Raw genomic sequence first — 13928 nt, forward strand, 5'->3', positions numbered from 1 at the left:
GCGCAGATTACGGTGGCCGGTCACGGCTCCCCTTGCGGTTTCAAGGCACGCACGGGGGCCAGGGCACACCCCAGGCACAAGGTCTGAGCGTACCTACCTCATCGACTTGGGTCAAAACAAATGCCCGCGCGGGGGACACGCCGGTCGGCCTGCGGCCTTGCGCCGCCTGGCCAGCACGGGAAAAGCACGTGGCCGATCTCATACGAAAGGCGCCCACCCCGTGATCCACGGAGTGGGCGCCCCTCAACACCTCAGACCGACGCCTTACTGGTTGTAAGGCCCGTAGTCGTAGTCCTCCAGCGGAACGGCCTGGCCGGAGCCCGTGCCGAACGGGGAGTAGTCGATGTCGTCGTAGCCGACGGCCGAGTACATCGCGGCCTTGGCCTCCTCGGTCGGCTCGACCCGGATGTTGCGGTAGCGGGACAGACCCGTACCGGCCGGGATGAGCTTACCGATGATGACGTTCTCCTTGAGGCCGATGAGGCTGTCGGACTTGGCGTTGATCGCCGCGTCCGTCAGGACTCGGGTCGTCTCCTGGAAGGAGGCGGCCGACAGCCAGGATTCCGTCGCCAGCGAGGCCTTGGTGATACCCATCAGCTGCGGACGGCCGGAGGCCGGGTGGCCGCCTTCCTGGACCACACGACGGTTCTCGGTCTCGAACTTCGAGCGCTCGACCAGCTCGCCGGGCAGCAGCTCCGCATCGCCCGACTCGATGATCGTCACCCGGCGGAGCATCTGCCGGATGATGATCTCGATGTGCTTGTCGTGGATCGACACACCCTGCGAGTTGTAGACCTTCTGGACCTCGCCGACCAGGTGGACCTGGACCGCGCGCTGGCCGAGGATGCGCAGCACGTCGTGCGGGTTGGTGGCACCCACGGTGAGCTTCTGGCCCACCTCGACGTGGTCGCCCTCGCCGACCAGCAGACGGGCACGCTTCGAGATCGGGTACGCCGTCTCGTCGCTGCCGTCGTCCGGGGTGACGACGATCTTCTTGGTCTTCTCGGTCTCCTCGATCCGTACGCGGCCGGAGGCCTCGGAGATCGGGGCGACACCCTTCGGCGTACGGGCCTCGAAGAGCTCGACGACACGGGGCAGACCCTGGGTGATGTCGTCACCGGCCACACCACCGGTGTGGAAGGTACGCATCGTCAGCTGCGTGCCGGGCTCACCGATGGACTGGGCGGCGATGATGCCGACCGCCTCACCGATGTCGACCAGCTTGCCGGTGGCCAGCGAGCGGCCGTAGCAGAAGGCACAGGTGCCGACGGCGGACTCGCAGGTCAGGATCGAACGGGTCTTGACCTCCTCGACACCGTGGCGCACCAGCTGGTCGATGAGCACGTCGCCCAGGTCCACGTTGGCCGAAGCGATCACCTTGCCGTCGACGACGACGTCCTCGGCGAGCATCCGGGCGTAGACGCTGGTCTCGACGTCCTCCGCCTTGCGCAGCACGCCGGCGGCGTCCTTCGAGGCGATCCGCAGCTTCAGACCGCGGTCGGTGCCGCAGTCCTCCTCGCGGATGATGACGTCCTGCGAGACGTCGACCAGACGACGGGTGAGGTAACCCGAGTCGGCGGTACGCAGGGCGGTGTCCGCCAGACCCTTACGGGCACCGTGCGTGGAGATGAAGTACTCAAGGACGGACAGGCCCTCGCGGAAGGACGCCTTGATGGGACGCGGGATCGTCTCGTTCTTGGCGTTCGACACCAGACCACGCATACCGGCGATCTGACGCATCTGCATCATGTTTCCGCGCGCGCCCGAGTTCACCATCATGAAGATCGGGTTCGTCTTCGGGAAGTTGTCGTTCATCGCCTCGGCGACCTCGTTGGTCGCCTTGGTCCAGATCGCGATGAGCTCCTGCGTGCGCTCGTCCTTGGTGATCAGACCGCGCTCGTACTGCTTCTGGACCTTCTCGTCCTGCGCCTCGTAGCCCTTGACGATCTCCTTCTTCGCCTCGGGAACGACGACGTCGGAGATGGCCACGGTGACGCCGGAGCGGGTCGCCCAGAAGAAGCCGGCCGCCTTCAGGTTGTCGAGCGTCGCCGCCACGATGACCTTGGGGTAGCGCTCGGCGAGGTCGTTGACGATCTCGGAGAGCTGCTTCTTGCCGACCTCGTAGTCGACGAACGGGTAGTCCTCGGGCAGCAGCTCGTTGAAGAGCGCACGGCCCAGGGTCGTACGGAGGCGGAAGGTGTCACCCTGCTGCCACGCCCGCTCGCCGACGGTCTCCTCGCCGTCCTCGCTCGCCGGCGGGGTCCAGCCGCGCGGCGGGATGGTGCCCACCGGGAAGCGGATGTCCACGCGCGACTGGAGCGAGAGCTCGCCCGCGTCGAACGCCATGATCGCCTCGGCGACGGACGCGAAGGAACGCTCCTCGCCCTTGACGTTGCGCATCTCGCCGTCGGTGGTCAGGAAGAACAGACCGAGGACCATGTCCTGGGTCGGCATCGTGACCGGGCGGCCGTCGGCGGGCTTGAGGATGTTGTTCGAGGACAGCATCAGGATGCGGGCCTCGGCCTGCGCCTCCGCGGAGAGCGGCAGGTGGACGGCCATCTGGTCACCGTCGAAGTCCGCGTTGAACGCGGTGCAGACGAGCGGGTGGATCTGGATGGCCTTGCCCTCGACCAGCTGCGGCTCGAAGGCCTGGATGCCGAGGCGGTGCAGCGTGGGCGCACGGTTCAGCAGAACCGGGTGCTCCGCGATGACCTCTTCCAGGACGTCGTACACGACCGTGCGGCCACGCTCGACCATCCGCTTGGCGCTCTTGATGTTCTGCGCGTGGTTCAGGTCGACCAGGCGCTTCATCACGAACGGCTTGAAGAGCTCCAGGGCCATGGCCTTGGGCAGACCGCACTGGTGCAGCTTGAGCTGCGGACCGACGACGATCACGGAACGCGCGGAGTAGTCCACACGCTTGCCGAGCAGGTTCTGGCGGAAACGACCCTGCTTGCCCTTCAGCATGTCGCTGAGGGACTTCAGCGGACGGTTGCCGGGGCCCGTCACCGGGCGGCCGCGGCGGCCGTTGTCGAAGAGGGCGTCGACCGCCTCCTGGAGCATGCGCTTCTCGTTGTTCACGATGATCTCGGGCGCGCCGAGGTCGAGAAGCCGCTTCAGGCGGTTGTTGCGGTTGATCACACGGCGGTACAGGTCGTTCAGGTCGGAGGTCGCGAAGCGGCCACCGTCCAGCTGCACCATCGGACGCAGGTCCGGCGGGATGACCGGCACGCAGTCGAGCACCATGCCCTTGGGGCTGTTGGACGTCTGCAGGAACGCGGAGACGACCTTCAGGCGCTTGAGCGCACGGGTCTTCTTCTGGCCCTTGCCGGTACGGATGATCTCGCGGAGGCGCTCGGCCTCCTCCTCCAGGTCGAAGGACTCCAGGCGCTTCTGGAGCGCCGCGGCACCCATCGACCCGTCGAAGTACGTGCCGAAGCGGTCACGCAGTTCGCGGTAGAGCAGCTCGTCGCCCTCCAGGTCCTGGACCTTGAGGTTCTTGAACCGGTTCCACACCTCGTCGAGCCGGTCGATCTCGCGCTGCGCACGGTCGCGCAGCTGCTTCATCTCGCGCTCGGCACCCTCGCGCACCTTGCGGCGCACGTCGGCCTTGGCGCCCTCGGCCTCCAGCTCGGCCAGGTCGGTCTCGAGCTTCTTGGCGCGGGCCTCGAGGTCGGCGTCGCGGCGGTTCTCGATCTGCTGGCGCTCGACGGAGACGTGCGCCTCCAGCGAGGGCAGGTCGCGCGTACGGCGCTCCTCGTCCACGTACGTGATCATGTACGCGGCGAAGTAGATGACCTTCTCGAGGTCCTTCGGGGCGAGGTCGAGCAGGTAGCCCAGACGCGACGGAACGCCCTTGAAGTACCAGATGTGGGTGACGGGAGCGGCCAGCTCGATGTGGCCCATCCGCTCACGGCGCACCTTGGCGCGAGTGACCTCGACGCCGCAGCGCTCGCAGATGATGCCCTTGAAGCGGACACGCTTGTACTTGCCGCAGTAGCACTCCCAGTCCCGGGTCGGACCGAAGATCTTCTCGCAGAAGAGTCCGTCCTTCTCGGGCTTGAGGGTGCGGTAGTTGATGGTCTCGGGCTTCTTGACCTCACCGTGGCTCCACTGACGGATGTCGTCAGCGGTCGCCAGGCCGATCCGGAGCTCATCGAAGAAGTTGACGTCGAGCACTATGCGTCAATCCCTCTCAGGGTTGTAAGTCTTGGGGTCTGAAACGGGGGTCCTGGGGCCGGCCGGAGGCTCAGTGGGGTGACCGCTGAGCCTCCGGGTCCGGACTCCCGTCAGACCTCTTCGACGCTGCTCGGCTCGCGCCGGGACAGGTCGATGCCGAGCTCCTCCGCCGCGCGGAAGACGTCCTCGTCGGTGTCACGCATCTCGATGGACATACCGTCGCTGGACAGCACCTCCACGTTCAGGCAGAGAGACTGCATCTCCTTGATGAGCACCTTGAAGGACTCGGGGATGCCGGGCTCGGGGATGTTCTCGCCCTTGACGATGGCCTCGTAGACCTTCACGCGGCCGGTGACGTCGTCGGACTTGATGGTCAGCAGCTCCTGGAGGGCGTAAGCGGCGCCGTACGCCTCCAGCGCCCACACCTCCATCTCACCGAAGCGCTGGCCACCGAACTGGGCCTTACCACCCAGCGGCTGCTGGGTGATCATGGAGTACGGACCGGTCGACCGGGCGTGCAGCTTGTCGTCGACCAGGTGGTGGAGCTTGAGGATGTACATGTAACCGATGGAGATCGGGTCCGGGAACGGCTCGCCGGAGCGGCCGTCGAACAGCCTCGCCTTACCGGTCGGCTGCACCATGCGCTCGCCGTCGCGGTTCGGGATCGTGTGCTGGAGCAGACCCGCGAGCTCGTCCTCACGCGCACCGTCGAAAACGGGGGTGGCGACGTTGGTACCCGGGTCGACCTGGTCGGCGCCGATGGCCTGGAGGCGCTGCGCCCACTCCTCGCCGAGCCCGGAGACGTCCCAGCCGCGGCTGGCGAGCCAGCCGAGGTGGATCTCCAGGACCTGTCCCGGGTTCATTCGGGACGGGACACCCAGCGGGTTGAGGATGATGTCGACCGGGGTGCCGTCCTCCAGGAACGGCATGTCCTCGATCGGCAGGATCTTGGAGATGACGCCCTTGTTGCCGTGCCGGCCGGCGAGCTTGTCACCGTCGGTGATCTTGCGCTTCTGCGCCACGTACACGCGCACCAGCTGGTTCACACCGGGGGGAAGCTCGTCGCCCTCCTCGCGGTCGAAGACGCGGACGCCGATGACCTTGCCGGTCTCGCCGTGCGGCACCTTCAGCGAGGTGTCACGGACCTCACGGGCCTTCTCACCGAAGATCGCGCGCAGCAGGCGCTCCTCCGGCGTCAGCTCGGTCTCGCCCTTCGGGGTCACCTTGCCGACGAGGATGTCGCCGGCGATGACCTCGGCGCCGATGCGGATGATGCCGCGCTCGTCGAGGTCGGCGAGGACCTCCTCGGAGACGTTCGGGATGTCCCGGGTGATCTCCTCGGGGCCGAGCTTGGTGTCACGGGCGTCGACCTCGTGCTCCTCGATGTGGATCGAGGAGAGGACGTCGTCCTGCACGAGGCGCTGCGACAGGATGATCGCGTCCTCGTAGTTGTGGCCCTCCCACGGCATGAACGCCACGAGCAGGTTCTTGCCGAGCGCCATCTCGCCGAACTCGGTCGCCGGACCATCGGCCAGGACCTGGCCCGCGATGACCCGCGAGCCCTCGTCCACGACGACCTTCTGGTTGACCGAGGTGCCCTGGTTGGAGCGGGAGAACTTGGCCAGGCGGTACGTGGTGTACGTGCCGTCGTCGTTGGCGGTGGTGATGTAGTCCGCGGAGACCTCCTGGACCACACCGTCCTTCTCCGACTTCAGGACGTCACCGGCGTCGACCGCGCAGCGGTACTCCATGCCGGTGCCGACCAGCGGCGCCTCGCTCTTGATGAGCGGGACGGCCTGGCGCATCATGTTCGCGCCCATGAGGGCACGGTTGGCGTCGTCGTGCTCGAGGAACGGGATCATGGCGGTCGCGACCGACACCATCTGGCGCGGCGAGACGTCCATGTAGTCGACGTCGTCACCGGGGACGTAGTCGACCTCGCCGCCACGGCGGCGGACCAGGACGCGGGCCTCCTCGAAGCGGAGCTCGTCCGTCAGCGGCGCGTTGGCCTGCGCGATGACGAACCGGTCCTCCTCGTCGGCCGTGAGGTAGTCGACCTCGTCGGTGACGACGCCCTCGACGACCTTGCGGTACGGGGTCTCGACGAAGCCGAACGCGTTGACCCGGCCGTAGGAGGCGAGCGAGCCGATCAGACCGATGTTCGGGCCTTCGGGGGTCTCGATCGGGCACATGCGGCCGTAGTGCGAGGGGTGCACGTCACGGACCTCGAAGCCGGCCCGCTCACGGGAGAGACCACCCGGGCCGAGGGCCGACAGACGGCGCTTGTGGGTGAGACCCGACAGCGGGTTGTTCTGGTCCATGAACTGCGACAGCTGGCTGGTGCCGAAGAACTCCTTGATGGAGGCGACGACCGGCCGGATGTTGATCAGCGTCTGCGGCGTGATCGCCTCGACGTCCTGGGTCGTCATGCGCTCGCGCACGACGCGCTCCATCCGCGCCAGACCCGTACGGACCTGGTTCTGGATGAGCTCGCCGACGTTGCGCAGACGGCGGTTGCCGAAGTGGTCGATGTCGTCGGTCTCGACGACGATCGAGGTGCCGTTGTCGCCGACCGTCTCGGTCTCACCGGCGTGCAGCTTCACCAGGTACTTGATCGTCGAGATGATGTCCTCGACGGTCAGGACGCCGGCGTCGAGCGGGGCGTCGCCGCCCAGCTTCTTGTTCACCTTGTAGCGGCCGACCTTCGCGAGGTCGTAGCGCTTGGGGTTGAAGTACAGGTTCTCGAGCAGCGTCTGCGCGGCCTCACGCGTGGGGGGCTCGCCCGGACGCAGCTTGCGGTAGATGTCGAGCAGCGCGTCGTCCTGGCCCTGGGTGTGGTCCTTCTCCAGGGTGGCGCGCATGGACTCGTACTCGCCGAACTCCTCGAGGATCTGCTCGGTCGTCCAGCCGAGCGCCTTGAGCAGGACGGTCACGGACTGCTTGCGCTTGCGGTCGATGCGCACACCGACCATGTCGCGCTTGTCGATCTCCATCTCCAGCCAGGCACCACGCGAGGGGATGACCTTGGCGGAGAAGATGTCCTTGTCGGACGTCTTGTCGATGGAGGAGTCGAAGTAGACACCGGGCGAGCGGACGAGCTGCGACACGACGACACGCTCGGTGCCGTTGATGACGAAGGTGCCCTTGTTGGTCATGAGCGGGAAGTCGCCCATGAAGACCGTCTGGGACTTGATCTCGCCGGTCTCGTTGTTGGTGAACTCGGCGGTGACGAAGAGCGGGGCCGCGTACGTGAAGTCGCGCTCCTTGCACTCGTCGATGGAGTTCTTCGGCGGCTCGAAGCGGTGGTCGCGGAAGGTCAGCGACATCGACCCGGAGAAGTCCTCGATCGGGGAGATCTCCTCGAAGATCTCCTCCAGACCGGACTTGGTGGGGACGTCCTGTCCGTTGTCCAGAGCCGCCTCGACACGAGCCTTCCACGCGTCGTTGCCGAGCAGCCAGTCGAAGCTCTCGGTCTGCAGCGCAAGAAGGTTCGGAACCTCGAGGGGCTCCTTGATCTTTGCAAAGGAGATGCGCAGCGGGGCGGTGCTGGCGCCGTTGTTCGTATTCGCGGTCGAGGCAGTGCGCGAGGCGGCCAAGAGGGGGTCCTTCCGAGGGCTCGGACTCACTACGCGCGTACCGGTCCCTTGCCGGCGCACAGAGATGGAAATCCCAGGTCAGGGATGGTCCGGTCATCGGTGCTCAAGCGAGGGCATGCCCCTGGTGACGGGCAGGAGGCAGCTAACAGGCAGCGCAAAGGGTCAGTGTAGCCACTTGGCCCACTGATGTCCAGTGCGGGTTTTTTGAGACCCTCGTTGTTCTCAACACCTGCGGCAAGCCACGCCCTCAATGCACATCGATACTGCCCTCTTCGTCGTCGATCCATGCCTCGGATCCGGATCGTTGTGACGACGCGTCCTGAGAATTGCGCGCTCCGTGCAGTTCGTCAAGGCCCCCCAAGCCCGAACCAGGTACTGCCATCGTCACTTGCAGCCTGTCACCAGGGCCCGTCGGAGGCACGACGAAGATCACCATACTCGCCGCCCCCGACAGTGCAAGGCAGCCGCTGCCGGTCCCCCTGAAACGCCGAGGAGCGACCACCCAACTGGGTGATCGCTCCTCGGTGCGACAGCGTTACAGCGCTACGAGAGCGCCCGCTCGCGGGGGTCCTGAGGGACCCGTGGGGTCACTTGACCTCGACGGAGGCGCCGGCGCCCTTGAGGGACTCGGCGGCCTTCTCGGCGGCGTCCTTGGCGACCTTCTCGAGGACGGGCTTCGGGGCGCCGTCCACGAGGTCCTTGGCCTCCTTCAGACCCAGGGAGGTCAGCTCACGCACGACCTTGATGACCTGGATCTTCTTGTCGCCGGCACCGGTGAGGATGACGTCGAACTCGTCCTTCTCCTCCGGGGCGTCGGCAGCGGCGGCCGGACCGGCCGGACCGGCGACGGCGACGGCCGCGGCGGCGGTGACGTCGAACTTCTCCTCGAACGCCTTCACGAACTCGGAGAGCTCGATGAGGGTCATGTCCTCGAACTGCGCGAGCAGGTCTTCCTGAGACAGCTTCGCCATGATGGGCGATCCTTCCACTAATTCGGCTGGTGCCGGATGTACATGTCTGGCGGGCGTACGTTCGGCCCGCGACGACCACTGCCTGGCGGCCTGAGCCTTCAGGCGGCGGTCATTTCGGGAGCCGAGTTACTCGGCACCGCCCTGCTCGTCCTGCTTGGCACGGAGCGCGTCCACGGTGCGGACGAGCTTCGAGGGGAGCGCCTGGAAGACCTGAGCAGCCTGAGTCTGCTTGCCCTTGAAGGCGCCCGCCAGCTTGGCGAGCAGAACCTCGCGGGACTCGAGGTCCGCAAGCTTCTTGATCTCGTCGGCGGACAGCGCCTTGCCGTCAAGGACACCGCCCTTGATGACGAGGTTCGGGTTGTCCTTGGCGAAGTCACGAAGACCCTTCGCCGACACCACCGGGTCACCGGAGATGAAGGCGACCGCCGTCGGACCGTTGAACAGGTCGTCGAGCGCGGAGATCCCGGCCTCGTTGGCCGCAATCTTGGTCAGCGTGTTCTTCACCACGGCGTACTGGGCGTCTTCACCGAGCGAACGGCGCAGCGTCTTGAGCTGCGCGACGGTGAGACCCCGGTACTCGGTCAGCACAGCGGCGTTCGAGCTGCGGAACTGGTCCGTGAGCTCGGCTACCGCGGCAGCCTTGTCGGGCCTTGCCATAAGCGTGGCCTCCTTCCGGGTGATGAGGACCGCTCGGAAGGGGCTGGGGAAAACGAAACGCCCCGGCGCAGGCGCACGGGGCGTGACTCGACCGGGGATCCTGAGCGGATCATCGGGAGTTCATCCACAGTCACCTGCGCGGGTCGTCCGCGTTACAGCGGATCCTTCGGCCACTGCGCCCTCCTACGAGCACACAGCAACGACCAGCGGTCTTTGGCTTCTCCGGAAGAGTACGTGACCGGATCGCCGTCGAGCAAATCCGCCCGGAAGCCACCCCGGCCACCCCGCTCCCGGAGGCGTACCCGTCCTCCGGGCACCCGCTCCTGGAAGGCACACCCGCCCTCCCCGCACCCGCGCCCACCCTCATGACACCGTTCCGGAAAGGCGCACCCGCCTCCCTCACTCCGACGGGCCCGCGCTCGCGACCGCCGCGAAGTCGACCGTGTCCGCTGCGGGCGGCGCCTCGGGAATGCGCACCCGCGTGCCGTAGTCCGAGTAGTGGGCGGTGGTCACCGACATCCCGCCGGAGGTCTCGGCGCGCTCGGAGCGCTTCACCAGCCGGCCCCGGGCGTCGACCCATATGTCGACCCGCTCCTTGCTGACGCCCGCCTGCGTCAGCCACTTCCTCAGCTCGGCCACCTCGGCGCCGGTGAGCCCGGGCCGCGGGGCGCCCAGCGCGGCGGCGTCCACCGTGCCCGAGTAGTGCGTCGTACGGACGCCGCGGACCTTCGCCGGGCCCACCTCGCGGGCGTCGGGGGCGGCCAGCAGGAGCTCCACCGACTGGGCCGGGCTGAAGTTCACCGTGGCGCCGTAGTCGTACTTGATCCAGTGCCGGCCGTGCCCGGAGGCGGCGGCGAACTTGTCGCTCATCCTGGCGTAGTAGGCGTCGGAGACGAAGCGGGCCGGGGTGGAGGCGTTGCCCAGCTCCCGCATGGTCTCGGCCCAGCTTCCGCCGGTGTAGGTGATGGTCAGGGTGCCGGAGAGGCCGCCGGTCCAGTCGAGGGCGCCCGTGGAGCGGGTGGCGACCGTCTCGCCCACGGCCATGGCGCAGTCGACCCGCGCGGAACCGGCCGCGTCGGTCTTCTCCCGGACCGCGCTCAGCTCCCGGGAGATCCGGGTGGCGGCCGGGGTCTCCGCCTGCCCGGGCTTGTCCGCGGAGGTGTCCGAGGGACCGCAGCCGACCGGGCCGCATACCAGCGCGCCGGACACCGCCAGCGACACACCCGCACGCCGCAGCACACTGCCGATCATGGGCCCCCGCCCTTCCCCACCCCTGTGTGACGACTGTGATCTGCACGCTAGCGCAGCGGTACGACAGCCGGGCCCCGATCAGGATTCCGCGCCTCCGGTACGCGCGGTCACGCACAGTCGCGCGGCGCGCGAAGAAGCGCGGAAGCAGCGCGGGGAAAAGGGAACGGGCCCCGCACCCTCGAAAGGGTGCGGGGCCCGTCCACGGACACGCGTACGCGACGCAGCTACCGGGGTGAGCCGAGGGCTCAGACGGCGGCCGGGTCCTCCTCGACGAGAAGGTTGCGGGTGCGGTTGGAGTCGACCGGGACGCCGGGGCCCATCGTGGTGCTGATGGCGGCCTTCTTGATGTAGCGGCCCTTGGCGGCGGACGGCTTCAGACGGAGGATCTCGTCGAGCGCGGCGCCGTAGTTCTCCACCAGCTGGGCGTCCTCGAAGGACGTCTTGCCGATGATGAAGTGCAGGTTCGAGTGCTTGTCGACGCGGAACTCGATCTTGCCGCCCTTGATGTCGGTGACAGCCTTGGCGACGTCCGGGGTCACGGTGCCGGTCTTGGGGTTCGGCATGAGACCACGGGGACCGAGCACGCGGCCGAGGCGGCCGACCTTGCCCATGAGGTCCGGGGTGGCGACGACGGCGTCAAAGTCCAGACGGCCCTTCGCCACCTCGTCGATCAGCTCGTCGGAGCCGACGATGTCGGCGCCCGCGGCGGTCGCGGCCTCGGCACGGTCACCGGTCGCGAAGACCAGGACCCGGGCGGTCTTACCGGTGCCGTGCGGGAGGTTCACGGTGCCACGGACCATCTGGTCGGCCTTGCGCGGGTCGACACCCAGGCGGAAGGCGACCTCGACGGTGCCGTCGAACTTGGTCGTGGAGGTCTCCTTGGCGAGACGGATCGCCTCGAGCGGGGCGTACTGCTTCTCCCGGTCGATCTTGGCGTCCGCAGCGCGGAGAGACTTGCTGCGCTTGCTCACTACTGCTCCTGTGTGTTCTGAGGAGTCGTGGTACGGGCCGAGCAGGCCCTGCCACGGTTTCGTCCTGCGAAGGTGGGGGTCAGCCCTCGACCGTGATGCCCATGGAACGGGCGGTACCGGCGATGATCTTGGACGCGGCGTCCAGGTCATTGGCGTTGAGGTCGGGCATCTTGGTGGTGGCGATCTCGCGGACCTGCGCCTCGGTGATCTTGGCGACCTTGGTCTTGTGCGGCTCGCCGGAGCCCTTCTCGACACCAGCGGCCTTGAGGATCATCTTCGCGGCCGGCGGGGTCTTGGTGATGAAGGTGAAGGACCGGTCCTCGTAGACCGTGATCTCCACCGGGATGACCCAACCGCGCTGCGACTCGGTCGCGGCGTTGTAGGCCTTGCAGAACTCCATGATGTTGACGCCGTGCTGGCCCAGCGCGGGGCCGACCGGCGGAGCCGGGTTGGCGGCACCGGCCTGGATCTGGAGCTTGATGAGCCCCGTGACCTTCTTCTTCTTGGGAGGCATTGCTCTCTCCGGGTCCTAGTGAGAGTTTTCAGCCCACTCATCCGGATCATCCGGATGGAGGCATACCGCACAACGATAACGGGTATCCATGCGCGGCCAAAAACCGAGCAGGTCAGACGGGCTGTGACAGCCCGTCTGACCTGGTCGGAAGCGGTGTGTCCGGAAGACCGTCCCGAAGGGGACTAGTTCTTCTGGATCTGGTCGAAGCTCAGCTCGACCGGGGTCTCGCGGCCGAAGATCTCGACGAGGCCCTTGACCTTCTTCGAGTCGGCGTTGATCTCGTTGATGGTCGCCTGGAGCGTCGCGAACGGGCCGTCGGTGACGGTGACCGAGTCGCCGACCTCGAAGTCCAGCACCTGGACCTCGACCTTGCGGGCCGGAGCCGGCTTGCCCTCGGCCTCGGCGGCCTCGCGGGCGGCCTTCTCCTCGGCCTCCGGGGCGAGCATCTTGACGATCTCGTCCAGCGTCAGCGGATACGGGTCGTAGGCGTTGCCGACGAAGCCGGTGACACCCGGCGTGTTGCGGACGACGCCCCAGGACTCGTTCGTCAGGTCCATGCGCACCAGCACGTAGCCGGGGAGCTTGTTCTGCCGGATGGTCTTGCGCTCGCCGTTCTTGATCTGCGCGACCTCTTCCTGCGGCACCTCGGCCTGGAAGATGAAGTCCTCGACGTTCAGCGAGACGGCGCGCTGCTCGAGGTTGGTCTTCACGCGGTTCTCGTAACCGGCGTACGTGTGGATGACGTACCACTCGCCGGGGAGCGTGCGCAGTTCCTCGCGGAGGGCGGCGACGGGGTCGACCGGCTCGACCGGCTCGGCCGGCTCGGTCTCCTCCTCGGCCTCCTCGGTGACGTCCTCGTCGGCGGACTCGACGTCCGCGTCCGACTCGTCGTCGGCCTCGGCCGCCTCGGCGTCGTCGGCCTCGGCCAGGTCCGTGCCCTCCGCGCTCTCGACGTCCGCCGCCGCGGCGATGTCGCGCTCGGCCTCGGCGGACTCGGCCCCTTCACCGCGAGGCTCGATGGCGTCGTTCAGGTTCGGGTCAGACACGGTGGCTGCTTCTTCCTGGATACATGGGTGGAACACGCGAAAGGGGCGCCGGTGACGGCGCCCTTCGCTCTTGGCTCAGCCGAAGACGTACTTGGCGGCGTGGTCGAGTCCATAGTCAATCACGGTGACCAGGCCGATCATGATGATGACGAAGACGATCACCACGGTCGTGTAAGTCGTCAGCTGGTTGCGAGTCGGCCAGACGACCTTGCGGAGCTCCGCGATGATCTGGCGGTAGAAGAGCGCGAGGCGCTTGAGCGGGCCCTTCTTGGCACGCTTGCCGCCCTTGCGGGTCTTCTTCTTGGACTCCGGCGCCTCATCCTGGGCATCAGGCATGTCGATGGAGCCCACGGCGTCCGTCACTCGTCCTCACCTGATTCCGGGTCGTGGCCGTGCCGCGCCCGGTTGAGCCGCACGGCGGTGCAATGCAGTACGTACATGCGCACACATCCTGGCGAAGGAGTGTGTAGCAGGGCCGGAGGGACTTGAACCCCCAACCGCTGGTTTTGGAGACCAGTGCTCTACCAATTGAGCTACGACCCTTTGTTTCCCCCAACGTACCGCATCCGCCCGGGTGCTCGGTGTGCACCGGTAGAACGCGGCCGGTGAAGGCCAACGAGGTGAGAGTGTACGTGGTCCGCGGCCGGGCGTCGAACAGAAAGCGTCCGCACGGTTCACGGCGCCGTGCGCACACGGGTGTTCAGTCTGTGAAACCGGTGTGCCGGGCGCATTTCCGGTCTGGA

At 67.2% G+C, this 13928-nt stretch carries 9 protein-coding genes and 1 tRNA gene; all 10 read right to left on the minus strand.

Annotation, left to right across the window (positions count from 1 at the left end; all coding sequences use genetic code 11):
• Window positions 1-264 precede the first annotated feature (264 nt).
• Entirely contained in the window at window positions 265-4179 is a 3915-nt protein-coding gene (locus tag ACFV6E_RS27285) for a DNA-directed RNA polymerase subunit beta' (RefSeq protein ID WP_385161316.1), read from the minus strand.
• 110 nt (window positions 4180-4289) lie between these two features.
• Window positions 4290-7775 (minus strand): DNA-directed RNA polymerase subunit beta, encoded by a 3486-nt coding sequence (rpoB, locus tag ACFV6E_RS27290; RefSeq protein ID WP_385161314.1) that lies wholly within the window; start codon window positions 7773-7775, stop codon window positions 4290-4292.
• 587 nt (window positions 7776-8362) lie between these two features.
• Entirely contained in the window at window positions 8363-8746 is a 384-nt protein-coding gene (gene rplL, locus ACFV6E_RS27295) for a 50S ribosomal protein L7/L12 (RefSeq protein ID WP_385161312.1), read from the minus strand.
• Window positions 8747-8872: 126 nt separating this feature from the next.
• Window positions 8873-9403, minus strand: a complete 531-nt coding sequence (gene rplJ, locus ACFV6E_RS27300) for a 50S ribosomal protein L10 (RefSeq protein ID WP_385161310.1) — start codon at window positions 9401-9403, stop codon at window positions 8873-8875.
• 399 nt (window positions 9404-9802) lie between these two features.
• Entirely contained in the window at window positions 9803-10654 is an 852-nt protein-coding gene (locus tag ACFV6E_RS27305; RefSeq protein WP_385161308.1) for a hypothetical protein, read from the minus strand.
• A 245-nt stretch (window positions 10655-10899) separates the two neighbouring features.
• The gene (gene rplA, locus ACFV6E_RS27310) at window positions 10900-11625 is read right to left on the minus strand and encodes a 50S ribosomal protein L1 (protein WP_385161306.1); all 726 of its coding nucleotides are present in this window, start codon (window positions 11623-11625) and stop codon (window positions 10900-10902) included.
• Window positions 11626-11704: 79 nt separating this feature from the next.
• A complete protein-coding gene (rplK, locus tag ACFV6E_RS27315; protein WP_016645192.1) occupies window positions 11705-12139 on the minus strand; it encodes a 50S ribosomal protein L11 in 435 nt (144 codons plus the stop codon).
• Between the two features lie 182 nt (window positions 12140-12321).
• A complete protein-coding gene (gene nusG / locus ACFV6E_RS27320; RefSeq protein WP_385465178.1) occupies window positions 12322-13185 on the minus strand; it encodes a transcription termination/antitermination protein NusG in 864 nt (287 codons plus the stop codon).
• A 75-nt stretch (window positions 13186-13260) separates the two neighbouring features.
• A complete protein-coding gene (gene secE / locus ACFV6E_RS27325) occupies window positions 13261-13548 on the minus strand; it encodes a preprotein translocase subunit SecE (protein ID WP_385161302.1) in 288 nt (95 codons plus the stop codon).
• Window positions 13549-13655: 107 nt separating this feature from the next.
• Window positions 13656-13728 (minus strand) — tRNA-Trp (locus tag ACFV6E_RS27330).
• Between the last annotated feature and the right edge of the window lie 200 nt (window positions 13729-13928).

Source organism: Streptomyces sp. NPDC059785, assembly GCF_042732375.1.
In the GTDB taxonomy this organism is placed as follows: Bacteria; Actinomycetota; Actinomycetes; order Streptomycetales; family Streptomycetaceae; genus Streptomyces.